The sequence below is a fragment of the Chromobacterium sp. Beijing genome, assembly GCF_021496765.1.
Classification (GTDB): Bacteria; Pseudomonadota; Gammaproteobacteria; order Burkholderiales; family Chromobacteriaceae; genus Chromobacterium.
Genome location: NZ_CP053750.1, coordinates 328,602 through 352,344, shown reverse-complemented (window position 1 = coordinate 352,344; position 23,743 = coordinate 328,602). Strand labels below are relative to the sequence as shown.

Sequence of the window (23,743 nt, the reverse complement as noted above, 5' to 3'; positions counted from 1 at the left end):
AACATCTAACTGCACTTCACCGGCCAAGCCTTACTAGGCCACAGGCATAACACAGCTCGAATCTGTACCAAGGAACAGGTTTCAATCTGTATGCCCAATTTTAAAATGAAAACCTTTTTTGCATTTTCAGCGAAAATTTTTCGCAAATTTTGCAAAAGCTGACTAATATCGGCTAAGTAGAAACCCCAGCGTCGACGTGCCCGCCCCTGCCCGGAAGGCCATCCGCCCTCCGCTCGCCGCCGCCGATAATGAAGAAAGACAGCAGCCCTCCGCCCGCGCCGGCGGCAAGCTGCGGACCAGAACGACCCGATAGTCGCCCTACTCCAAAGACATGCAAATGACACAGAACAAGCCAACCACTGAAATCATCAACGCCAATATCCGCACGCATCTGGAACAGCGCGGCCTGGCGGAGTCGCAACAGGTCAGCCTGATCGAGGAAGTGCTGGGCCTGAGCGCGTCGCAAACCTACCGCAAGCTCAACGGCAGCAGCCAGTGGCAGTTGGGTCAATTGGAGAAGCTGGCGCAATACCTGGGCCTGCCCACCTCCGAGCTGCTGGTGTCGCAAGACAACCGCCGGCCGGTGCGGGTGCCGGACGCCGACCTGATCCCGGCCATCCTCCACCTGACCGACCACACCGAGGAAGCCCATTGCTGGATACAGCTGGGCGACGTGGTCCAGGACGACTCCATCTCGCCGCTCTTGCTGGCGCGCCGCCAGGGCGACAGCTGGCACGTGTATCCGGGCAGCCACGACCGCTGCATCAACGGCCACGAAGTCACCTATCTGGCGGTGCAGCCGCCCAAGCGCGCCAATAACAAACGGCTGCTGGTGGCGGTGCTGAATGATATGGACGCGGACATCCTGGCGGCGGTGCTGGTGCGCCAGGGCCTGTTCGCCCTGCCCTACGAGTCCCCGTCCGAGCTGCTGGCCGCGCTGCCGCACGAGGAGTTCGACGCCTTCGTGCTGGACTGGGTGCTGGGCGACGACGATTGCATGAAAGTGATAGAAACCATACGCCAGCGCTCGGCCACCGTGCCCATCATCGTGCTGACCGGCCACGCCGAGGAATACGAATCCGCCTTGCAGCAGGCGCTGCGCATCCAGGGCGTTTACTACATCGGCAAGCCCACGCCGGGCTCCATCCTGGCGCTGCAGATCACCAATGTGGTGACCGCGGCCCATGATCTGGAAGTCTGAGCAGATCCGCTCCAGCCGCCGAGCGACATGAAAAAGCCCTGGATCTCCAGGGCTTTTTTCTGTCCGGCCATGCGCCGCCGCGTTCAGCCGCGTCGGGCCACCACGTCCAGCATCTGCCGCAGTTGGCCGGCGTCGAAGGGTTTGGCCAGGATGCCGGCGAAACGCTGGGCGCGCGGATCCTGAAACGCCTCCGGGTAAGCGCTCATGCCGACGACGGCGGTCTGTTCGGCGCGCCGGCCGCTCCAGGCCCGCTCCGCCACCTGATAGCCGCTGTCCGCGCCCAGATGCATGTCCAGCAGCACGGTGTCGAAATCGGCCCGCTCCAGCGCCTGCTCGGCCAGCGCCGCCGTCTCCGCGGTGGCCACTTGGTAGCCGTCGCGCTGCAGCAGCTCGGCCAGGGTGTCGCGGATATCGGCGTCGTCGTCCACGATCAGCACCGACTGCGGACCGGCCGACTCCAGCGCCTGCACCGGCAGGCGCACGGTGAAGCAGGCGCCCTTGCCCTCGGCGCTGTCCAGCTCGATGCAGCCGCCGAACAGATTGACCAACTCCTTGACGATGGACAGGCCCAGGCCGCAACTGCCGGCGCGGCGGTGCTTGCCCTGGATGAAGGGCTGGAAAATGCGCTGCTGATACTCCAGCGGAATGCCCACGCCGGTGTCGCGCACCTGCAGCACCAGTTCATGGTGGCCGGTGGCGCGCAGGCAGGACACGCTGACCGTCACCGTGCCGCTGTCGGTGTAGCGGATGGCGTTGGACACCAGATTGCCCACCACCTGGCGCAGCCTGACCTCGTCCAGCACCACCTTGGCCGGCAAGGGCCCGGCCTGGTAGTTCAGCGCCAGGCCCTTGGCGTCGGCCAGCGGCCGCATCACGTCCATGGTGGCTTGCAGCACCTCGGCCAAGGGCATGGGCTGCGGATTCATCCGCAGCTTCATATTGCGGATGGCGCTGATGTCCATGATGTCGTGCACCTGGGCCGACAAATGCGACACGCTGGTTTTCAAACGCTGCAAGGCGGTGCGCGCGGTCTTCTGGCCGTCCGCCACCGGCTCCAGCAATTCGATGCACACCTGCATGGACTGCAAGGGCGAGCGGATCTCGTGGCTCAGCGTGGCCAGGAAGGTGGTGCGGTCCAGCTCCATCGCCACCGTGGCCTGATGCGCGGACTGCTCCTTCTCCAGCAAGGCCTGTTTGGCGCTGGCCAAACGCTTGACCGAGCTGTAGCGCGACAACAGCAGGATGACCGCGCAGATCACGCCCCACAACACCGATTGCAGATACAGCACATTGCTGCGCTGGCGGTCCAGGTCCTCCAGCCGCTCGGTGCGGCTCTTGACTTCGGCCACCCTCGCCTCCACGGCGAAGGCCATCAGTTGCGGCCGCAGCAGATCGATGCGCTCCAGCAGCGCCGGCGCCGAGTCCAGCGCCGGGTGGCTGAAGGCGGGGTCGTTGAACAATTGCTGGTAATCCGCCACCAGGGTGTCGAAGCCCTTCACCTGGCGCAGCAACATCTGCACCCGCACCGGCGCCGGTTCGGCAAACACGTGGAAACGGCTATTGGCCACTTCCAGCCGCCGCAACAACTCGTCTTGCTTGATGCGGCCGGCCTGGAAACCCACCAGCGCGGACTTGGCGCGCTCCATTTCCAGCTGGAACTGCGCCACCGACCAATACAAATCCTCGCTGCTGTTGGCCACGGAATTGACCTTGCCCAGCTGGCTGATGCTGTAATACATGCCGCCGGCGGCGGTGATCAGCACCAGCAAGCCCACCCACAGCATGCGCCGGCCCTCCGGCCAGCCGCCCCAGCCGGAAATCAGCCGCCGCAGGCGGCTGAGCCAGCCCGGCGCGGCGTCGGACGACGCTTGATTGTCCTGGTCCATCAGTTCACCACCAAACCGTCTATCTGCCAGATCAGCTTGGCGTCCAGCGCCGGCCCCTTGGCCGAATCCGGCATCTGCTCCAGCGGATACATCAACCACAAGGGCCCGTAGCGGGCCACGTTCATCGGCTGCTGATTGAAGCGGCGCGCCAGGATGGCACGATACTTGACCAGCTCGCTGACCGGAATGGAATAGGTATAGTCGTTGAGCGCCACGAACTGGGCCTGGTGGCCGTAGGCGCCCACTTTATTCAGAATGTCCCGCACCAGCGGCCCGCTGAAGGTGGCCTTGGGCGTCCAGCTGGTGGCGGTGACCAGCGAAGTTTGCGGCAAGGCCATCAGCGCGCTCTCGCGGAACTCGTACACGCCGCGCGCCGAATCGGTGAAATGGCTGATCTTGCCCGACACCACCAGCAAAACCGGATCGTCGCCGGCCCGGCACGCTTGCGCCAGCAGGGCGAAAACCAGCAAGCAAAAGACTCTCTTCATCTTGGCCAACGCTTCACTTGATTGAAAAACCGTACCGCCGCGCGCTGCTGGGCAACAGCCGGCGGCAGTTGAGAACCCGTTCGCGATCCGCGGGCCGCTTCGGCCGCGGCGCCCGTTTCGCGGGCTTGCCCCGCGGGATGGCGAACAACTTCTAAAAAAAATCGGCACGCGGGACCGGTGCCGCTTCGCCGCCGCAAACGGCGCCGCCCGCGGGCGGCCCGTTCTGGCGGCCGGCTTACTCTTCCAGCAGACGCTTCACCACGTCCACGTATTCCTGCTTGGCCTCGTCGCTGCCCTTGCCTTTCAGCTTTTCCCAGGCGTCGAATTTGGCGCGGTTGATGAAGTCCATCATGCCCGGGCGCTCGCCGGCGGCGTCGCCTTCGGTCGCCTGCTTGAACAGCGCGTACAGCTGCAACAGGGTCTGGTTGTCCGGACGCTCGGACAGGGTCTTGACATCGGCCTGAGCCTGGGTGAACAGAGTCTGCAGATCAGACATGGGAATTCCTTTGTTGAAGACCGGGACGTTCGTACGCCCCTGATTGGAGATGTTAGCCTCCGGCAAGCAGCGCCGGAGAGCGGAATTTACCACGAACCCGCGCCCTTGGTCAGCCGCCGGCCCGGCGTCCGGCCTCAATTTTGTTCCACCGGCCCGCTCCAAGGCCGCCCTGGCCCGGGAGAGCCTTGCACAGGCTTGAGAACGTGTTCGCGATCTCGCGAGCTAAGGCGAGACAAGGCGAAAACGTCTGAGAAAGCGGAGTGCGCACGCGGCGCATCAGCCTTTCGAAGGGGCGCTCACCGTGCAACGCCCCACGACGCGCGGCAGATCGTAAACCGCTTCTAAGGCCGGCCCGGCGCCGCCGTTTCGGTCAACGGCGCCGTCTCCAGCAGAATTCGTTTATAGCTCTTCACCGCAATGCCGTCTTTGCGCGCAGGCAAGAAGCGCGCGCGCCGGAACGGCTCCAGCTGCGCGTCGCCGTCCGCCGGCGCCGCGCCCGCCCATTGCGCCGCGTCCACCCCGCCCTGCTCATTGATATAGACGCGCAGCTCGAACACCGGCGGATCCCCAGGCATATCGGCCAGTATCGGCGGCACGATGGGCTCCAGCGGCTCCGCCAGGCGCTCCAGCTGTCCGGCCGGATAATAAAGGTCCAGGCCCAGCCGCTGCGGCAGCCCCTCATCGGCGGCGGCGGCTTGCTCGCCGTTTGCCGCCGGCGCGGAGGCTTCCGGCGCGGGGGCGGACGCGGCCGCCGGCAGCGTCTCCTGCCGCGACGCCGACGCCTCCGCCAAGACTTGCGACGCCCCGGGCCCGGTCATGGCCGGCGGCAGGGCGGCCGGCTCCGCGGCAAGGCCGGAAGCCGCGGGCCGGACCGCGTCCCGCGCCGCGCTGGCAGGCGGCGGCGCGGCGGACAGACGCACGCTCAGACCGGAAACCGCGCCCTGCGCGCCGCCGGCCGGCCACGGCGCGAACAAGGCCAGCCCGTGCAAGGCCAGCGACAGCGACAGGCCCAGCAACAGGCGGTCGCCGTCGGACAAGCGCCGGCCCGGCCGCGCCGTCATCGCCGTCCGCCAGGCGCGACAACGGCCTGCCCCGGCGTCGCGCGGACGCAGGGGCAGGCCGTGGAATTCCGCTTAGCGGCGCCTGCCTTCATGCGCTCACTTGGCGTTGAGCAGCTTCTCGATATCGTCGCCATCGATCGCGCCCGGCACCAGCTGGCCGTTGGCGAAGATCAGGCCCGGCGTGCCGGTGATGCCCAGCTTCTCGCCCAGCTGCTGAATCTTCTCCAGCGGAGTGTCGCAATTGTCCGGACCGGTCAGCGGCTTGCCGTCGCGCATGAAGCCGGACCAGGCCGCCACTTTGTCGGGCGAGCACCAGATCTGCTTGGACTTGCGCATCGCGTCCGGGTGCAACTGGGACAGCGGGTAGAGGAAGGTGTAGATGGTCACGTTGTCCAGGTTCTTCAGGCCTTCGCGCTCCAGCTTCTTGCAGAACGGGCAGTCCGGATCGGAGAACACCGCCAGCTTGCGCTCGCCCTTGCCGCGCACTTCCTTCAGCGCGTATTCAAACGGCAGCGACTTGAAGTCCACCTTGTTCAGCTCGGCCATTTTCTTCTCGGTCAGGCTTTCCTTCTTCACCGCGTCGATCAGATCGCCGACAAACAGATAGCTGGCGTCGGCGTTGGTGTACACCACCTGCTTATTGTCCACCACCACCTCGAAAATCCCTTTCACCGGGGTGGCGCTCACCGCCTTGACCGGCTTGCCGGGGAAACGGCCTTCAAACGCCTTCTTCACGTCGCCGGCGTTGCCGCTGCCGGCGGCTTGCGAGCAAGCGGCCAGCGCCATCATCAGGGAGGCGCCCAGCGCCAGGGACTTCAGGTTCTTCTTCATCAATCTTTATCCTTGAAAGGAGGTTCAGTAACCAATCGCCTGCCGAGCGAATTGCCGCTTCAAAGGCTTCAGGCAATTGGTCAGGTTCAAGCCGGTGTTGCGCAGCCAGGACAGGCCCGGCCCTTGGGCGTGAAACAGCTGGAACAAGCCGTCGCAGCCCAATTGCATGGTTTTCACCGCTTCGCGCCGCCGGCGCTCGTAACGGCGCAGCAGCATCCAGTCTCCGGCGTCGCGTTCGCCGGCCAACAGCGCGGCCAATTGCGCCGCGTCCTGGAAGCCCAGGTTCACCCCCTGGCCGGCCAGGGGATGCACGGTGTGGGCCGCGTCGCCCACCAGGACCACGCGTTCCGCCGCCACCCGCTCCGGCTGGATCAAACGCAGCGGAAACGCCGCCGCGGGGGTGAGGCAGGTCAACTCGCCCAGCTCCCGTCCTCCGGCCGCCGCCACCGTCGCCGCCAGTTGCTCCGGCGGCAGCTCCAGCAAGCGCGAGGGATCAGAAGTTGACCACACCATGGAAATTCGGTTCCCGGCCATGGGCAGCCAGGCCAGGATGCTGTCGCCGGTGAACCATTGCCGCGCCACGCCGCCGTGCGGGCGTTCGCAGTCGAAATTGGCCACCACCCCGCTCTGGCCGTAGGGTTTGACGCTGGCGTTCAAGCCGGCCTGCTCGCGCACCCAGGAGTTGGCGCCGTCGGCGCCGGCCAGCAGTGCGGCGCTCAGCCGGCGGCCGTCTTCCAGCGTCAGCTCCGCGCCCAGCGCGTCGGCGCGCAGCGCCTGCGGCTTGATGCCCGCCAGGCAATCCACGCTAGACGCCGCCAGCCGCCGCCACAAGGCGGCCAGCAGCCAGCGGTTCTCTGCGATCCAGGCCAGCGCCGGCTCGCCGGCGTCGCTGGCGGCGAACTCGATGCGGCCGCCGGCGTCGCCGCGCACGTCCATAGCCTCGATCGCGCCCAGGCGCTCGGCGCCGGGCCAGGCGTCCAGGCTCTCCAGGAAACGGCGATTGGCCGGGCTCACCGCGTAGATGCGCGCGTCCCAGCCCTGGTCCAGGTCCTGAAGCTCGGGCGGCCGTCCTTCGAGCAAGGCCACCCGCTTGCCCGCGCGGTCCAGCGCCAGCGCCAGGCTGGCGCCCACCAGGCCGCCGCCGACCACGATCACGTCGTACTGCAATGCTTTCACATCCGCTCCCATCAGACGCCGAACACCAAATGGCTGGCGAACTTGCGCCGCAGCGGCGGCAGCGCGTCCAGCGCGCTGAGGCCGACGCTGCGCATGGCGCTGACCACCGGATGGTGGCCGTCGAACAATTTGATCAAACCGTGGGTGAAGCCCACCACCGCGTGGCTGTCCACCCGCCGCGACGCCGCGTAGGCCGCCAGCGCGGCGGCGTCGCCGGGATCGGCCGCGCCGGCCAGCGCCGCGCTGAGACCGGCGGCGTCGCGCAGGCCCAGATTCAGGCCCTGCGCCGCCACCGGATGCATGGTTTGCGCGGCGTTGCCTATCATCGCCACCCGGCCGCTGACCACGCGGTTGAGCTGCTTCAACGCCAGCGGAAACGCCGCGCGCGGCCCCACGCTCAGAATGCGGCCTTGCCGCTCGCCGAAAGCCTGCTGCAAGGCGGCGGCCACCTCGGCGTCGTCGGCCGCCTGCAAGCGGGCGGCGTCCTCGGCGCTGCGGGTCCACACCAACATATAAGCGTCGCCGTGCGGCAACAGGGCCAGCGGCCCGTCATGGGCGAAGCGCTCATAGGCCACGCCCTTGGGCGGCAATTCGGTGCGCACCTCGGCCAGCACCGCGCACTGGCGGTAATCGTGGCTCAGGCGCTTGACGCCGGGCAGGCTTTCCGCCAACGCACCGCCCTCGGCCATCACCGCCAGCCGGCAGGTCAACACGCTCTCGCCGGCGTCCGACTCCACCGTCGCCACCGCGTAATGACTGAGGCTTTTGACCGCCCGCACCCGGTGCCGCCACAACACGCGCACGCCGGCGCGCTCCAGCGCGCCGCCCAGCGCCGCCACCAGCGCCGGATAATCCACCACCGCGCCCAGGTGCGGCAGGCCCACGTCCTCGCCCTGCAACAAGGTGCGGCCGCAAGCGCCTTGCTGCGACACGTGCACGCTGTCGATCACGGACGCCGGCAAATCCTCCGGCCAGGCGCCGGCTTCGCGCAGCAGTTCGCGGCTGTGCCAGGACAGCGCCAGCGCGCGCGCGTCGCGCACCGCCTCGTCGCGGCCGCGGGCCTCCACCAGCGTCACCTCGCGGCCGGCGCGCGCCAGCCGCAAGGCGGCCAGCGCTCCGACCGGGCCGCCGCCTATGATCACCACGTCCGCATGTTCATTTGTCTGTTGCTGCATTCTGTTTCCTCCTGTTTCCTCGGGACACAGGCTCCGGAATTCAATCCTGATTCATCAGCGCCTCGATCTCGTCGATGTGCTTGGGCACGCCGCCGGTATAGACCTCGCAGCCCTGCTCGGTGATCAGCACATCGTCTTCGATGCGCACGCCGATATGGTGCAGCGCCGCCGGCACTCCGTCCGCCGGGCGGATGTACAAGCCCGGCTCCACCGTCACGCACATGCCGGGCTGGTAAGCGCGCCACAGGCCGTTGCGCTTGCGCGCGCCCACATCGTGCACGTCCAGGCCGATCAGATGACCGATGCCGTGCATGTAAAACTGGCGGTAGGCGCCGGATTCGATCACCCCGTCCACACTGCCTTGCAGCAGCCCCAGGTCCAGCATGCCCTGAGCCAGCACCGCCAGCGCGGCGTCGCCGGACGCATTCCAGGGCACATTGGGGCCCAAGGCGGCGATGGCCGCCGCCTGCGCCGCCAGCACCACTTCATAGACGTCGCGCTGCGGGCCGCTGAAACGGCCGTTGATCGGGAAACTGCGGGTGATGTCGCCGGCGTAGCCTTCCAGCTCGCAGCCGGCGTCGATCAACAGCATCTCGCCGTCGCGCAGCAAGCCGTTGTTGGCGCAGTAATGCAGGGTGCAGGCATGGGCGCCGCCGGCGACGATGCTTTCGTAGGAAGGCTGGCGCGCGCCGCGGCTGACGAAGGCGTGCAGGATTTCCGCCTCGATCTGGTATTCATGCAGGCCGGGCCGGGTGGCGCGCATCGCCTGCACATGGCCGGCGGCGGAAATCTCGCCGGCGCGGCGCAGCAGCGCGATCTCGCTGTCGTCCTTGATCAGGCGCATCTCGTCCAGCAGCGCGTGCACGTCGCCGTAGCAGCTGGGCGCCGGCGCGCCGTGATAGGCGCGCTGGCGCAGGCTGTCCAGCCAGCCGTTGACGCGCACGTCGAATTTGGCGTCGCGGCCCAGGCTCCAGCACAGCCGGCCGCAACCGGACAGCAGCTCCAGCATCCGCGCGTCCAGCTCGGCGACGGGATAAGCCTCGTCGAAGCCGAAAGCCTCGGCCGCCGCCTGCGGCCCGTGGCGGAAGCCTTCCCAGATTTCCATGTCCGGACTCTTGTCGCGGCAGAACAGGATGGACTTGCCGCTGCGCCCGTCCAGCACCAACACCGCTTCCGGCTCGGCGAAGCCGGTCAGGTACAGGAAATGGCTGTCCGGGCGATAGGGATAGAAATTATCGGCGTTGCGCACCGCTTCCGGCGCGGTGGGCAGCACCGCGACGGCGTCGCCCAGGGCGGACAGCAGGCGGGCGCGGCGTGCGGCATGAGGCGTGGGCATGGCGGAATCCAGGCAAGGGACCGACGCGGTCGTAAAAGCGGCAGTTTACACCGCCGCCCGCGCCAACCCAAGCCCCGCCGCCGCGCCTCAGGTCGCGGCGGACAGCATCCACTCATGCGCCGGGTCGTTGTGGAAGCGCCATTCGCGGCGCGGCCCGGCCATCACGTTGAGGTAGTAGGATTCATAACCGTGCGGCACGCACACCGGATGATAGCCGCGCGGCACCAGCATCACGTCGCCGTCCTCCACCGCGTGGGATTGGTCCAGATCGCGCTCGTCGGTGTAGACGCGCTGGAACACGAAGCCCTGCGCCGGGCTCACCCGGTGGTAATAGGTTTCCTCCAGCTGGCTTTCCGCCGGCAGCGCGTCGCGGTCGTGCTTGTGCGGCGGATAGCTGGACGAATGACCGGACGGGGTGCGTACTTCCACCACCAGCAGGCCGTCCGCCTCCGCCTGCTGCGGCAGGATGTCGGTGACGTAGCGGGTGTTGCTCCCCTGCCCGCGCACGCTCTGCGCCATGTCCTGCGGCCGGATCAGCCGCGGCGGCCGGATCAGCGACCGGCCCGGCGCCGAGCACAAAGCCACTTCCGCCGCGCCGCGGGCGACGATGCGCAACGCACAGCCGGCGGGAATATAAGCCGCCCACGGCGCTTGCCCGTCGAACACATCGGCGCGGCCGCCCACGCCCGGCCAGCGCTGTTCGCCGGCGATGAGGTCGACGACGCCGGCCAGCACCACCACACAGCATTCCCGTTCCGCTTGCAGCCAGTCCTCGGCCTCGCCGTCGGCCAGGCGCAAGGCGCGGAAACCGACATGGCGCCAGCCGGCGGAGGCCGGGGTGATGTCGGCGGCGACGCGGCCGGCCGTCGCCTTGACGCGCAAATCAGGCTGATTCATGCGCAGCTCCTTTCCGGCGCGCCGGCGCGGATGGCGGCCACCAGCCCGGCCAGGGTGCGGAAGCCCAGATCGGCGTAGCGGTAGCTGGGCGCCACCACCGGGTCCTGCTCCGCCTCCACCACCAGCCAGCCGCGATAGCCGTGCTCGGCCAGCATGCGCAGCAGGGCTTCGAAATCGATGACGCCGTCGCCGGGCACGGTGAATACGCCGTTGAGCACCGCTTCCAGGAAGCTCCAACCGCGGTTGCGCGCCAGCCGCGCCACCTGCGGGCGGATGTCCTTGCAATGGACGTGGACCACGCGGCCGATATGGCGGCGCAGCACCGCTAACGGTTCGCCGCCGGCGAAAGCGATGTGGCCGCTGTCGAACAGCAGGCCCACTTCCGGGCCTGTGACCGCCATCAGCGCGTCCACATCGTCCGGGGTTTCGACGTAGGCGCCCATATGGTGATGGTAGGCCAGCGTCAGGCCGTGGCTTTGCAGGTGGCGGCCGAAGGCGTTCAGCCGCTCGCCGTAATCGCGCCATTGCCGCTCCGAGCCAAAGCGCGGGCGCTGGCTCAAGGGCCGCGGCTGGCCCTGTATCGCCTGGGCCACTTCGCCGTAGACCATCACCCGGCAGCCGCTGGCGGCCAACAAGCGCAGATGCGGTTCCACGGCGGCGATTTCCTCATCCACGCCGCGCTCGGCCAGCCGGCCGGAATGCCAGCCGGACACGCATTGCAGGCCGTGCGGCGCCAGCGCCGCCGCCAGCGCTTCCGGCTGGCGCGGAAACTTATTGCCCAGTTCGAAGCCGCGGTAGCCGATGGCCGCGCCTTCGGCCAGCGCCTGTTCCAGCGAGATTTCGCCGCCCAGCGACGGCAGGTCGTCATTGCTCCAGGAAATCGGATTGATGCCGATTTTCACGTCGAATGCATGCATTGCGCTGCTCCCCGCTATTCGTATTGACGCCGGCGCAGCCGGTCTTCGTAAGCCTGGCGCGCGGCGCGGACCTCGGCCCGTTCCGACACCTCCGGCACCGCCACTTCCCACCAGCAGCCGCCGGCCTCGGTGGTGCGCGCCGGATCGGTGTCGATCACGATCAGATAACTGCGTTCCGCGGCGCGGGCGCGGACCAGCGCAGCCTCCAGGCCGGCGATGTCGGCCACGTGCTCGGCCTCGGCGCCCAGCGCGCGGGCATGGGCGGCGAAATCCACCCGCGGCGCGCCGTGGCGGCCCTGGCGGCAGTCGTCCAGCAGATTGTTGAACGGCGCGCCGCCGCAGGCCTGCTGCAGCCGGTTGATGCAGCCGTAGCCGCGGTTGTCCAGCAGCACCACGATCAGTTTCTGGTCCAGCATCACCGAGGTGGCCAGTTCGCTATTCATCATCAGATAGCTGCCGTCGCCCACCATCACGATGACTTCGCGCTCCGGCCGCGCCATCTTCACGCCCAGGCCGCCGGCGATTTCATAGCCCATGCAGGAATAGCCGTATTCCAGGTGGTAGCCACCCGGCGTCGCCGCGCGCCACAGCTTGTGCAGCTCGGCCGGCAGGGTGCCGGCGGCGCAGACCACGATGTCGTCGCGCTCGGAGCCGGGGTGGCGCTGCACCGCGCCTATCACCTCCCCGTCGTAAGGCAGGCCGTGCGGCTGGCGCTGACCGGTGACGCGCGCCGTCTCCGCGCGCCAGTCATCGGCCAGCGCGCGCGCCTCGGCGCTCCAGCCGGCGTCGGCGCTCCAGCCGTCCAGCCGCGCCGACAGCGCGTCCAGGCATAGCGCGGCGTCGCCGCTCAGGGCCACGGCGTCGGCCTTGATCCCGTCCAGCGCGTTGACGTTGACGCTGAGCAGCCGCGCCTGGCGGAACAGCTGCCCGGAGCCGGTGCTGAAGTCCTGCAAGCGGCTGCCCAACGCCAGCACCAGGTCGGCCCGTTCCGCCAGCCGGTTGGCGGCCGGCGAGCCGGTGACGCCGATCGCCCCCAATTGCAGCGGGTGGTCCCAGGGCAAGGCGCTCTTGCCGGCCTGGGTCTCGGCCACCGGCGCGCCGTGGCGCTCGGCGAAGGCGCGCAAGGCCGCCGCGCCGCTGGCGCTGTAGAGCACGCCGCCGCCGGCCACGATCAGCGGCCGCCGCGCGGCGGCCAGCGCCCGCGCCGCCCGCTCCAGCGCGTCCGGTTCCGGCGGTGGCGCGGCGATGCGCCACAGCCGCGGCCGGAACCAGTCGGCCGGATAGTCCCAGGCCATGGTCTGCACGTCCTGCGGCAGCGCCAGCGTGGCCGGCCCGCATTGCGCCGGATCGGTCAGCACCGCCAGCGCGCGCGGCAGCGCCGTGAGCAGCTGCGCCGGGTGGACGATGCGGTCGAAATAGCGCGACACCGGCCGCAGGCAGTCGTTGACCGACAGCGTGCCGTCCTGCGGCGCTTCCAGTTGCTGCAGCACCGGGTCCGGCGCGCGCGACACGAACACGTCGCCGGGCAAGAGTAGCAAGGGCAGCCGGTTGACGTGGGCCAGCGCCGCGGCGGTGACCAGATTGGTGGCGCCGGGACCGATGGAGCTGCTCACCGCCATCATCCGGCGGCGGAAATGGGCTTTGGCGTAGGCGATGGCGGCGTGGGCCATGCCCTGCTCATTGTGGGCGCGCCAAGTGGGTAGGCTGTCGCCGGCCTGCTGCAGCGCCTCGCCCAGACCGGCGACATTGCCGTGGCCGAAGATGGCCCACACACCGGCGAACAGCGGCAGCTCCTCGCCGTCCAGTTCCACCCGCTGCGCGGCCAGATAGCGCACCAGCGCCTGGGCCATGGTCAAACGCATCGTGCTCATCGCGCGCCCTCCTGGCTGAGCGCGCGGCCGGCCTCGCCGCGCTCCTCGCGCCACACCGCCACCAGCTCGGCGAAACGCGCGCCGGCCTCGGCCACCAGGCCGGCGTCGTCGATCTCGCCGGCCAGCCAGCGTTCGGCCGGCCGCTGAAACAAGCTGCGCCCCACCATGAAGCCGCGGCAGCTGCGGCTGGCGCGCGCGGCGGCGAAGCCCCGGCGCAGCGCGTCCAAGGGCGCGTTCAGCCCCAGCAGCACCACGCCGCGGCAATAGGGATCGCGCTCGGCGATCAGCGCGTCCAGCGCCGGCCATTGCGCGGCGGCGGGCGGCTCCAGCTTCCACCAGTCTGGATAAACGCCCAGGTTGTACAGGCGCTTGAGCGCGCGGTAGACGGTGTCGGCGGCGCGCGGCAAATCCTTGGACGGGATGATTTCCAGCAGCAATTCGTGGCCGCTGGCCTGGGCGGCGTCGTAGAGCGTGCGGACCTGCGCCTCCTGCTCCAGCCGGTTGTCCAGCTCATCGTCCGGGTGGTACTGGACCAGGCATTTGATCACCTGCTCGCGCGGCCAGGCGTTCAAGGCGCCGGCCATCGCGCGGCCTTGCTCGAACACCAGCGGATTGGAGCCGGGCAGCTCCACCGGCCGGCCCACCCACCAGCCACGGCCGGTGGCGGCGGACAGCGCGTCGGCGCCGTAGCGCTCGTCGATCAACACCCCCACCCGCCCGTGCAGATCCAGCCGCTGCTCGACGTCGGCCACCGCTTGCACCAGCAGTTGCTTCAAACGCGGCAGCCGCGCCTCGTCCGCGCCCGCCGCGCGCGCCAGTTCGAAAAACTGGCTGCGGTGGTCGAAGGCGAACACGCACAATTCGTCCCAGCGCGGCCGCGCCGCGCTGACCCGATGCAGCCGGCTCAAGGCCGCGTCCTCGCCCGGCCGCCGCATCGGCGCGGCGAGAAAGCGCTCCAGCTCGGCCGGGGTCGGCATCGCCGGCGCGCAGCCGTGGCGCGACACCACCAGCGCGCCGCAGGCGTTGGCGCGGCGGCAGCATTCGGCGTAGTCGCCGCCGCGCAGCCAGGCGGACAGGAAGCCGGCCAGGAAGGCGTCGCCGGCGCCCAGCACATTCATCACCTCCACTGGCGCGCCGGCCACGCTGAAGGCGTCCTCGATGCGCGCCGGCACCGCGTCGGGAATCACCGCGCAGCCCAAGGGCCCCAGCTTGACCACCAGCACCGCCCGGCTCAGCGCGCGCACCCGGGCCAAGGCCGGCATCAGCTCGGCCGCGCCGCCGGCGATCAGGAACTCCTCCTCGGTGCCGACGATGAGGTCGAACTCGGAGAGCAGCTTCTGCAAATGAGCGCTGACCTCCTCGCTAGCGATGTAGCGGGTTTCGCCGTCGCCGCGGCCGGCCAGGCCCCACAGCACCGGCCGGTAGTCGATGTCCAGCACCGTGCGCGCGTCGTGGCGGCGCGCGTATTGCAGCGCGCGGCGGCTGGCCGCCTCCACCCCGGGCCGGGACAGATGGGTGCCGGTGATCAGCAAGGCCTGGCTGCCGGCGATGAAGTCCTCGTCGATGTCCTCGACGCCGAGCGCCATGTCGGCGCAGTTTTCGCGGTAGAACAGCAGGGGAAGGTGTCGCGGTCCTTGATGCCCAGCAGGGTCAGGGCGGTCAGCCGCTCCGGGTCCACCCTCACCTGGCTGACGTCGCAGCCTTCGGCGCTCAGGGTGTTGAGCAGGAAGCGTCCCATCTGCTCGTCGCCGACGCGGGACAGCATCGCCGATTTCAAACCCAGCCGGGCCGCGCCGAAGGCGATGTTGGCGGAGGAGCCGCCCAGGTATTTGGCGAAGCTGGCCGCGTCTTCCAGCGGCGCGCCCAGCTGCTGCGCGTACAGGTCCACCGCCAGCCGGCCCAGGCAGACCAGGTCGCGGTCGCGGCCGCTGGCGAAACGGGTGGTGTTTTGCATTCATCCTCCTTCGAAAGCTTGATTGGCCACGGAATACATAAAGAGACATCAGCAGGCATTTTTAGCCACGGAAACACACGGAAATACACTGACAAACCCAACAAAACCTTGGGGGTTCTTTAACTTGGGGGTCGTAGTTGGCGCTATTCGTTTTCCGCTTTTTTCCGTGTGCTTCCGTGTATTTCCGTGGCTCAAAATCCAAAACGCCAACCACGAAACCCACGAGACAGCACGCAAGCCACGTTTGTATCCACACTGTCTTTTTCCGTGTCCTTCCGTGTGTTTCCGCGGCTAAAAATGGTTTCCTGGATTTCGTGGCGATACCGTTGTTAGATATGGACGCCGTCCAGCTCGGCCATCAGTTTCTGCATTTCCGCGCCGCCGGCCATCATGTCCAGCACCTCCTCCTTGCTGACCGCGTCCTTGGCGTAAGTGCCGAGCGAGCGGCCGCGGTTGAGCAGGGTGAAGCGGTCGCCTATCGGGTAAGCGTGGTTGACGTTGTGGGTGATGAAGATCACCGAGATGCCCTTGTCGCGCGCCTTGGAAATCAGCTTGAGCACATTGACGCTCTGCTTGACGCCCAGCGCGGCGGTGGGCTCGTCCAGGATCAGCACCCGCGCGCCGAAGTAAATGGCGCGAGCGATGGCCAGGCATTGCTTCTCGCCGCCGGACAGGGTGCCTATCGCCTGATGCGGGTCGCGAATGTGGATGCCCATTTCCGCCAGCTTGTCGCGCGCCACTTCGCCGGCTAGTTCCAGATCCAGCACCGGCAGCAGACCCAGCCATTTCTTCATCGGCTCGCGGCCCAGGAAGAAATTGCGCGCCACCGACATCAGCGGCACCAGGGCCAGATCCTGGTAAACGGTGGCGATGCCCTGGTCCAGCGCCTGGCGCGGCGAGTCGAAGCGCACCGGCTGTCCGTCCACCCGGTATTCGCCACCGCTGGGCCGGTGCACCCCGGCCAGGGTCTTGATCAGCGTGGACTTGCCGGCGCCGTTGTCGCCCAACAGGCAATGCACCTCGCCGCGGCGCAGCTGCAGATCCACCTTCTGCAAGGCGATCACCGAACCGAAGGTCTTACTGACCTGATCCAGCTCCAGGATGTAGTCGTCACACGGTTTCATCTTCGACTCCTTGCGGCCCGCGGCCAGGATTGTTCGGCGCAGCGGCCGCGGCAAGGCGCGCCGACGCGGACAGTACATCGAGTACGGCAAGGAGGCGCAAGGCCGCCACATCGTTTTGCCGGCTCGACCTCGGTCCGTCACGATCGGAAAAATTCAGCGCAGCGGCTGCGGCAAGGCGCGCCGACGCGGACAGTACATTGAGTACGGCAAGGAGGCGCAACGCGGCCGCAGGGATTTTGCCGGTCGTGACCATCATTTGGCCTCCGTCACGCGGCGTCGGACATAGTGATTGAACAACACCGCCATCAGCAGCATCAGGCCGAGGAAGACGCGAAACCAGTCGGAATTGATATTGGTGTAGGTGATGCCGATCTGCACCACGCCGAAGATCAGCGCGCCGAAGCAGGCGCCCACCACCGAGCCGTAGCCGCCGGTGAGCAGACAGCCGCCTATCACCGCGGCGATGATGGCCTCGAACTCCTTTTGCAGGCCGCGGTCCGCGGCGGCGGAACCGACGTCGCACACTTGCAGCACCGCGAACAGGCAGGCGCAGAAGGCGGTGAACATGAACAGGCCTATCTTCACCTGCTTGACCGGCACCCCCACGTTCTTGGCGGCGTTGGCGTCGCCGCCGGCGGCGAAGATCCAGTTGCCGATCCGGGTGCGCGCCAGCACGAAGGCCGCGATCGCCGCCAGCGCCAGCCACCACAGCAGCACCTTGGGCACACCGGCCGCCGCCGCGCCGCCGTCCGGCAAGGAAGCGATGGCGCCGATGCCGGCCAGCCAGTGGAACAGGCCGGCGCCGACATGGCCGACGAACAGCCATTGCGCCAGCGGGTCCGCCGCCGCCAGGTCGCCGACGCCGCTGACGATGGTGCGGTTGGCGAACAGAATGGACAGCGCCAGCGTCAGGCCGCGCAGGATGAACAGAAAAGCCAGGGTGACGATGAAGGACGGCAGCCGGGTCTTGAGCACCAGATAGCCGTTGAGCCAGCCCACCGCCAGCGAACCGGCGAAGGCGAACAGGACGGCCAGCCAGAACGGCCAGCCGAAGTACAGCGGCGGGATCGCCACCATCATGCCGGCGAAGCCTATCATCGAGCCCAGGCTCAGATCGAACTCGCCGGCTATCATCAGCAGGCAGGCGCCGATGGCGATGATGCCGAGATAGGCCGCCACCTGCGACCAGTTGACGATGCCGTCCACGGCGAACATGCCGGAACCGCCGGCGCCGACGCCGAACACCGCGAACACCAGCACCGCGCCGGCGACGGCGGCGAATTCCGGCCGCCCCATCAGCCGGTCGAACAGCGACAGCCGCCGCACTCTTTCATCATCGCCGGGCGGCGCCATGCGGATGCCCGCGGCCTTGCCCGGGCTGGCCTTGCTCATGCTCATAGCTATGCTCCTCGCCCCGCAGCCGTCGCGGCGCCGGGCGTCAGGTCCATCGGGAAACGGCGGTCAGCGGAACTGCCCGGCGTACTTCTCCACCTTGGCGATATTGTCCTTGGTGACGAAGCCGGGGCCGGAGTTGATGTGGCGGCCCTTGTAGAGGGGGCCAGCCCGTACTCCCTCAGCCGGGCCTGGAATTTGGGATTGGCCTTGAGCGCCGCTTCCACCTTGACCGGGTCCGCGGTCTTGTCGCGCTTGATGATGGCCAGCGCCGCCACCGGGATATAGCCCTGCAGATAGGGTTGCTGGTCGATGGCAAACTTGATGGTGCCGTCCTTGATCGCCTTGGAAATGTCCTCGGACAGGTCGAAGGTGGCGAAGTAGAGCTTGCCGGCCAGGCCCATCTTCTTCACCGCCTTGATCGCCGGACTGGCCGAGGTCGGCCCCAGCGTCAGCAGCGCCTGGGTGCCGGGATTGTTGCGCAGATAGGCGCTGACCTTGCTTTCGATGCCGGTGGGGTCGTCGCCGGCGTCCAGCGTGGATTTGCGCACATCGGCGCCGATGGCGTCGGCGAAGCCCTTGCAGCGCTCGAAGGAGGCCGGATTGGTGGCGTAGTGGTTGACGCAGAGGAAGCTCTTGATGCCGGCGGCCTTGGCCTGCTTGCCGGAATCGAAGCCGGCGTCGTATTCCGGCTGGCCGACGTGCAGCAAGGCGCCCAGGCTTTCGCTTTGCTTGACGGTGCCGGAATTGATGGTGACAAGCGGAATCTTCTTGGCCACCACCTGGCCCAGCGGCCGCTTCAGCACATCGTAATCGGCGATGCTGGCGATCACGCCGTCGTAATTGCGCGCCGCCGCCTGCTCGATCAAGCGCGCCATGTCGGCCAGGTCGCCATTGGGCGGATTGCGGTAATCCACCTGCACGTTGAAATCCTCGCCGGCCTGCTTGATGGCGTTCTTGATGGTGTTCCACCAGGCGTCGGAATCCGGCGCGTGGCTGACCAGCACGAAACGGGCGTCGGCCGCCAAGGCCGGCTGGGCCAGCGCGCAGAGCGCCAGCGCCGCCGCGGGCAGTGCCCGCCTCCACTTACACTTCCAGGATCGCTGCTGCATCTCTCTCCTCCTTCTTCTCCGCCGGCCCATCGTGGGGCCCGCTATGGTGTCGGCCGCGGCCGCTGTCTGGCGTCGGGCGTGAAATCACCTTAAGAGCTTTCGCTCTATTCTGCAAATAATTTTCCAAATGTGTTTTTCAATAGAAAATTATTTTCGAACACAAGGACAAAACGTATACTGGTCAAAACCTTAGGAAAGCCCGCCCATGGCCAACACCGTCCCCGCCGAGGAATTGATGCAGCGCATCGCCGCCGAATACGACACGCTGAGCAAGCAGCTGAAAGTGATTGCCGGCTACGTGGAGCAGCACCGGGGCACGCTGATGCTGCAACGCATTACCGACATCGCCCAGGCTTGCGAGGTGCAGCCTTCGGCCATCGTCCGCTTCGCCCAGCGCTTCGGCTTTGCCGGCTTTTCCGATATGCAGGCCGTGTTCCGTGACGCATTTACGCCACAGGGCGCGCCGCAGCCCAATTACCGCCAGCGCATTCAGAGCCTGATCGCCAGCCGCGACGAGCAGCGCTCCGCCGCCGGCATGACCCGGGACTTCATCGCCGCCTGCCAGCAAGGCCTGCAGGAACTGGACGCCGCGCTGGACGAGGCGCAGCTGGAGGCGGCGGTGGAACTGCTGCTGAACGCCGACAACATCTACGTGACCGGGGTGCGGCGCATGTTTCCCATCGCCTCCTACATCGCCTACGCCTTGCAGCACACCGCCAAGAAAGTGCATCTGCTGTCCGGCCTGGGCGGCATGTTTCCGCAGCAAATCCGCAGCATTGGCGAACAAGACGTGCTGATCGCCATCAGCTTCCAGCCCTATGGCAAGGAAAGCCGCTATTGCGCGCGGGTGGCGGCGCAGCACAAGGCCCGGCAATTGGTGATCACCGACAGCCAGCTCAGCCCGCTGGCGCGCGGGGCCGACGCGGTATTGACGGTCAGGGAAGGCTCGGCCTTCTCCTTCCGTTCGCTGACCAGCACCATCTGCCTGTGCCAGGCGCTGTTCATCGCGCTGGCCTGCCGGCTGGAGCTGAACATAGAAGAAACCAAGGAGACTGGAGGATATGATGATTGACGCAGCGCTGTTCGGAGCCGGCCGCATCGGCAAGATCCACGCCGCCAACCTTGCCCGCCTGCCGGGCATGCGGCTCAAATACGTGGTGGACAGCCACGCGCCGGCGGCGCGGGAGCTGGCCGCCGCCCACGGCGCCGAGGCCTGCGCCGCGGAACAAGCGCTGGACGATCCCGCGGTGCGCGCCGTCATCATCGCCGCCAGCACCGACACCCACGCCGAGCTGATCCTGGCCGCCGCCGCGCGCGGCAAGGCCATCTTCTGCGAAAAACCGGTGGACCTGGAGCTGGAGCGCGCGCGCCAGTGCGCGCGGGCGGTGGCCGCGGGCGGCGTGCCCTGCCTGATCGGCTTCCAGCGCCGCTACGACCCCACCTTCGCCGCGCTCAAGGCCAGGCTGGCCGCTGGCGAGATCGGCGCGCCGGAAATGCTGATCGTCACCAGCCGCGACCCCGGCGCGCCGCCGCTGGACTATATCCGCCGCTCCGGCGGCATCTTCAAGGACATGCTGATCCACGACTTCGACATCTGCCGCTGGATTCTGGACGACGAAGTCCTCAGCGTGCACGCCAGCGCCAGCGCGCTGAGCGACCCGGCCATCGCCGCCGCCGGCGACGCCGACAGCGCGGCGGTGACGCTGCGCACCCGCCAGGGCCGGCTGTGCCAGATCAACACCAGCCGCCGCGCCGCCTACGGCTACGACCAGCGCTTCGAAGTGCTGGGCAGCCGCGGCATGCTGCAGGCCGGCAACCACCGGCCCACCGAGGTGATCGCCTACGGCGAGCGCGCCGTGGCCGCCGACTTGCCGGAGCCCTTCTTCCTGGAGCGCTACCGCCAGGCCTACGCCGCCGAGATGGCGCACTTCCTGGAGGTGATCCGCGACGGCGCCGCGCCGCGCACCACGGTGGAGGACGGCGTGCGCGCGCTGGAACTGGCCGACGCCGCCACCCGCTCCTGGCGCTCGGGTCAGGTCATCGAATTGGATCCGGTCTAAGAGCCTGTTCACAATCTCGCGAGCAAGAGCGAGACAAGGCGTTGCGGCTGAGAAAGCGGAATGTACAAATGGTACATGAGCATTTCGAAGCGGTTTTCAACGCGGTATCGCCGCAGCGCAGCAGATCGTGAACAGGTTCCAACTCAACAGGGAGGCTTGTCATGTCTACATTAAACCTCGGCGTCGCCGGCCTGGGCCGGCTGGGCCGCCGCCACGCGCTCAATCTGCGCGAGCGCATCGTCGGCGCGCGCGTGATCGCCGTCTGCTCGCCGCTGCCGGAAGAACTGGACTGGGCGCGCCGGGAACTACCCGACGCCGCCGGCCACGCCGCGCTGGAGGGCCTGCTGGCCGAACCGGGGCTGGACGCGGTCTTGCTGGCCACCCCCACCGCGCTGCACGCCGAGCAGATCATCGCCTGCCTGGACGCGGGCAAACACGTGTTCTGCGAAAAGCCGCTGGCGCTGAATCTGGAGGACTGCCTGCGAGTGGAGCGCGCCGCCGCCCGCCGCCCGGAACTCAAGGCCATGGTGGGTTTCGTGCGCCGCTTCGACCCCAGCTACCAGGACGCCGCCGCCAAGCTGGCGCAGGGCCTGGTGGGCCGGCCCTATCTGGTGCGCTCGCAAACCTGCGATCTCAACGACGACAGCGGCTTCTTCGTGCAATTCGCCCCAGCCAGCGGCGGCATCTTCATGGATTGCAGCATCCACGACATCGATCTGGCGCGCTGGCTGCTGGGCGCGCCGCGTCCGTTGCGGGTATGGGCCAGCGGCGTCAACGCGGTGCACGGCGCGCTGGCGCAATACGGCGACGTGGACAACGGCGTGGCGATGTGCGAGTTCGAGGACGGCAAGCTGGCCTGCTTCTACGCCTCGCGCACCCAGGCGCACGGCCACGAGACGCTGACCGAGATCTTCGCCACCCAGGGCCGGCTGAGCGTGGGCGCCAACCCGCGCGCCAACCGCGTGGAGATCAGCGACCGCCACGGCGTGCGCAATGAATGCGTGACGGATTTCTATCAGCGCTTCGCCGAAGCCTTCACGCTGGAACTGCAGCACTTCGTCGACGCCGCGCGCCTGGACCTGCCGCTGGCCTTGAGCCTGGCCGATGCCCGCGAAGCCACCCGCATCGGCCTGGCCATCGCGGAGGCCTTGAGGACCCGGCAGGCGGTGGAGTTGTAAGAACCTGATCAATGTCTGCTGCGCGTCGGCGATACGGCGTTGAAAACCGCTTGCCTCGCGGTCGCCGCAAAGGCGTGAACACCTTCAAAACTACCGCGCCGGGGGACTTGCCGCCGGCGCGGCGATACCCTATCGTCCTACTCCTTTTCACCAAAACAAAACCATGACGATGCCGATGGACTGGCCGGGTTTCATCACGCCGACATCCGCGCATCCGATCATGGCGTCGCGCCAACGCCCATTGCGAACCACCCTATATAAGGAGAAGCCATGTCATTCGCTTGCAAACCCCTGCTCGCCGCCGTCGCGCTGGCCATCGGTCTGGCCGCGTCCGCCCAGGCCGCGGACAAGATCGTCATCGCCCACCGCGGCGCCAGCGGCTACCTGCCGGAACACACGCTGCCGTCCAAGGCGCTGGCCTACGCCCAGGGCGCGGACTATCTGGAGCAGGACCTGGTGATGACCAAGGACGACAGGCTGGTCGTGCTGCACGACCATTACCTGGACCGCGTCACCGACGTGGCCGAACGCTTTCCCGAACGCGCGCGCAAGGACGGACGCTATTACGCGATCGACTTCACCCTGGCCGAAATCAAATCGCTGCGCTTCACCGAAGGCTTCGACATCGACAAAGGCGTCAAGCGTCAGAGCTATCCCGGCCGCTTCCCCATGGGCAAGTCCGATTTCCGCATCCACACTTTTGAAGAGGAAATCGAGTTCATCCAGGGCCTGAACCACTCCACCGGCCGCAATATCGGCATCTATCCGGAGATCAAGGCGCCGTGGTTCCATCGCCAGGAAGGCAAGGACATCACGGTGAAGGCGCTGGAGGTGCTCAAGCGCTACGGCTACACCGGCAAGAACGACAAGGTCTACCTGCAGTGCTTCGACTTCAACGAACTGAAACGCATCAAGACCGAGCTGATGCCCAAGGCCGGCATGGACCTCAAGCTGGTGCAGCTGATCGCTTACACCGACTGGCAGGAAACCTTCGAACAGAACGCCGCCGGTCAGTGGGTGAACTACAACTACGACTGGATGTTCCGTCCGGAAGGCATGAAGGAAATCGCCAAGTACGCCGACGGCATCGGCCCGCAATACCCGATGCTGATAGACAAGGCCTCCGCCCCGGGCAAGATCAAGCTCACCGGCATGGGCCGCGCCGCGCACGCCAACGGCCTGGTGATCCATCCCTACACCCTGCGCAAGGACGCGCTGCCGGCCTACGCCAAGAATATGGACCAGCTGCTGGACGCGGTGTACAACCGCGCCCAGGTGGACGGCGCCTTCAGCGACTTCCCGGACCTGGCGGTGGATTTCCTGCGCCGTCAGAAGCAGCACCGCTAAGAGCCGCTAACAAAACCCCTGATCCTGCGTTGCGCCTCCTTGTCGTACGACTTGTACTGCCTGCGTCGGCGCGCCTTGGCTCAGGTTCTCTGCGAGCTTTTGTTAGCGGCCCTAAGCCCGCGTTCCGAAGCCGGTAGCCGCCGGCTGTCAACGCCAGAGCCGGGCCGGCCCAAAGCCAGCCTGGGCTCCGCCTGCCGATTGCACGCGCTCACCGAAATAAGCCTCAAGTTTCCGCGGGCCC

General features: G+C 67.6%; 22 protein-coding genes. 5 read left to right on the top strand and 17 right to left on the bottom strand.

Going from position 1 to position 23,743, the window contains the following annotated elements:
* Positions 1–337 precede the first annotated feature (337 nt).
* Positions 338–1,201: a helix-turn-helix domain-containing protein gene (locus HQN78_RS01660; RefSeq protein ID WP_235087522.1), complete on the top strand. Its 864-nt coding sequence runs from the start codon at positions 338–340 to the stop codon at positions 1,199–1,201.
* 83 nt (positions 1,202–1,284) lie between these two features.
* On the opposite strand, the gene HQN78_RS01655 is transcribed toward HQN78_RS01660, so the two are convergent.
* From HQN78_RS01655 to HQN78_RS01575, 17 genes are all read right to left on the bottom strand, one after another.
* Positions 1,285–3,087: a hybrid sensor histidine kinase/response regulator gene (locus tag HQN78_RS01655; RefSeq protein ID WP_235087519.1), complete on the bottom strand. Its 1,803-nt coding sequence runs from the start codon at positions 3,085–3,087 to the stop codon at positions 1,285–1,287.
* A complete protein-coding gene (locus HQN78_RS01650; protein WP_158274250.1) occupies positions 3,087–3,557 on the bottom strand; it encodes a molybdopterin-dependent oxidoreductase in 471 nt (156 codons plus the stop codon). Before HQN78_RS01650 ends, HQN78_RS01655 begins: the two co-directional genes overlap by 1 nt.
* Positions 3,558–3,810: 253 nt before the next feature.
* Positions 3,811–4,071 (bottom strand): acyl-CoA-binding protein, encoded by a 261-nt coding sequence (locus tag HQN78_RS01645; RefSeq protein ID WP_019101840.1) that lies wholly within the window; start codon positions 4,069–4,071, stop codon positions 3,811–3,813.
* A gap of 341 nt (positions 4,072–4,412) precedes the next feature.
* Positions 4,413–5,132 (bottom strand): hypothetical protein, encoded by a 720-nt coding sequence (locus HQN78_RS01640; RefSeq protein WP_235087516.1) that lies wholly within the window; start codon positions 5,130–5,132, stop codon positions 4,413–4,415.
* 96 nt (positions 5,133–5,228) lie between these two features.
* Positions 5,229–5,963 (bottom strand): thioredoxin fold domain-containing protein, encoded by a 735-nt coding sequence (locus HQN78_RS01635; protein WP_107800060.1) that lies wholly within the window; start codon positions 5,961–5,963, stop codon positions 5,229–5,231.
* Positions 5,964–5,987: 24 nt separating this feature from the next.
* Positions 5,988–7,139 (bottom strand): UbiH/UbiF family hydroxylase, encoded by a 1,152-nt coding sequence (locus tag HQN78_RS01630; RefSeq protein WP_235087513.1) that lies wholly within the window; start codon positions 7,137–7,139, stop codon positions 5,988–5,990.
* An 11-nt stretch (positions 7,140–7,150) separates the two neighbouring features.
* Positions 7,151–8,314, bottom strand: coding sequence for an FAD-dependent oxidoreductase (locus tag HQN78_RS01625; RefSeq protein ID WP_235087511.1), 1,164 nt, complete (start codon positions 8,312–8,314; stop codon positions 7,151–7,153).
* Positions 8,315–8,354: 40 nt separating this feature from the next.
* Positions 8,355–9,650: an aminopeptidase P N-terminal domain-containing protein gene (locus HQN78_RS01620; protein ID WP_235087508.1), complete on the bottom strand. Its 1,296-nt coding sequence runs from the start codon at positions 9,648–9,650 to the stop codon at positions 8,355–8,357.
* A gap of 87 nt (positions 9,651–9,737) precedes the next feature.
* Positions 9,738–10,547 carry a 5-deoxy-glucuronate isomerase gene (iolB, locus tag HQN78_RS01615; protein WP_235087506.1) on the bottom strand — a complete coding sequence of 270 codons (810 nt, stop codon included), beginning with the start codon at positions 10,545–10,547 and terminating at the stop codon, positions 9,738–9,740.
* Positions 10,544–11,464, bottom strand: coding sequence for a myo-inosose-2 dehydratase (gene iolE, locus HQN78_RS01610; RefSeq protein WP_235087503.1), 921 nt, complete (start codon positions 11,462–11,464; stop codon positions 10,544–10,546). The genes iolB and iolE overlap by 4 nt, the downstream gene beginning before the upstream one ends.
* Before the next feature lie 14 nt (positions 11,465–11,478).
* Positions 11,479–13,335: a 3D-(3,5/4)-trihydroxycyclohexane-1,2-dione acylhydrolase (decyclizing) gene (gene iolD / locus HQN78_RS01605; RefSeq protein WP_235087501.1), complete on the bottom strand. Its 1,857-nt coding sequence runs from the start codon at positions 13,333–13,335 to the stop codon at positions 11,479–11,481.
* Complete coding sequence (locus HQN78_RS01600) at positions 13,332–14,921, bottom strand: PfkB family carbohydrate kinase (protein ID WP_235087499.1); 1,590 nt, start codon at positions 14,919–14,921, stop codon at positions 13,332–13,334. Before HQN78_RS01600 ends, iolD begins: the two co-directional genes overlap by 4 nt.
* Positions 14,861–15,289 (bottom strand): PfkB family carbohydrate kinase, encoded by a 429-nt coding sequence (locus HQN78_RS01595; protein ID WP_235087496.1) that lies wholly within the window; start codon positions 15,287–15,289, stop codon positions 14,861–14,863. Before HQN78_RS01595 ends, HQN78_RS01600 begins: the two co-directional genes overlap by 61 nt.
* Positions 15,290–15,618: 329 nt before the next feature.
* The gene (locus tag HQN78_RS01590; RefSeq protein ID WP_231461293.1) at positions 15,619–16,413 is read right to left on the bottom strand and encodes an ATP-binding cassette domain-containing protein; all 795 of its coding nucleotides are present in this window, start codon (positions 16,411–16,413) and stop codon (positions 15,619–15,621) included.
* Positions 16,400–16,669 carry a hypothetical protein gene (locus tag HQN78_RS01585; RefSeq protein ID WP_235087493.1) on the bottom strand — a complete coding sequence of 90 codons (270 nt, stop codon included), beginning with the start codon at positions 16,667–16,669 and terminating at the stop codon, positions 16,400–16,402. Before HQN78_RS01585 ends, HQN78_RS01590 begins: the two co-directional genes overlap by 14 nt.
* On the bottom strand, positions 16,666–17,811 hold the full coding sequence (locus tag HQN78_RS01580) for an ABC transporter permease (protein ID WP_235087491.1): 1,146 nt from the start codon (positions 17,809–17,811) through the stop codon (positions 16,666–16,668). Before HQN78_RS01580 ends, HQN78_RS01585 begins: the two co-directional genes overlap by 4 nt.
* Positions 17,812–17,813: 2 nt before the next feature.
* Positions 17,814–18,917 carry a sugar ABC transporter substrate-binding protein gene (locus tag HQN78_RS01575; protein ID WP_235087488.1) on the bottom strand — a complete coding sequence of 368 codons (1,104 nt, stop codon included), beginning with the start codon at positions 18,915–18,917 and terminating at the stop codon, positions 17,814–17,816.
* 205 nt (positions 18,918–19,122) lie between these two features.
* Here HQN78_RS01575 and HQN78_RS01570 point away from each other — a divergent pair, with 205 nt between their 5' ends.
* From HQN78_RS01570 to glpQ, 4 genes are all read left to right on the top strand, one after another.
* Positions 19,123–19,989: a MurR/RpiR family transcriptional regulator gene (locus HQN78_RS01570; RefSeq protein ID WP_235087486.1), complete on the top strand. Its 867-nt coding sequence runs from the start codon at positions 19,123–19,125 to the stop codon at positions 19,987–19,989.
* Entirely contained in the window at positions 19,979–20,977 is a 999-nt protein-coding gene (iolG, locus tag HQN78_RS01565) for an inositol 2-dehydrogenase (RefSeq protein ID WP_235087483.1), read from the top strand. Before HQN78_RS01570 ends, iolG begins: the two co-directional genes overlap by 11 nt.
* A gap of 161 nt (positions 20,978–21,138) precedes the next feature.
* Complete coding sequence (locus HQN78_RS01560; RefSeq protein ID WP_235087481.1) at positions 21,139–22,155, top strand: Gfo/Idh/MocA family oxidoreductase; 1,017 nt, start codon at positions 21,139–21,141, stop codon at positions 22,153–22,155.
* Between the two features lie 270 nt (positions 22,156–22,425).
* Entirely contained in the window at positions 22,426–23,502 is a 1,077-nt protein-coding gene (glpQ, locus tag HQN78_RS01555) for a glycerophosphodiester phosphodiesterase (RefSeq protein ID WP_107800074.1), read from the top strand.
* Positions 23,503–23,743 lie beyond the last annotated feature (241 nt).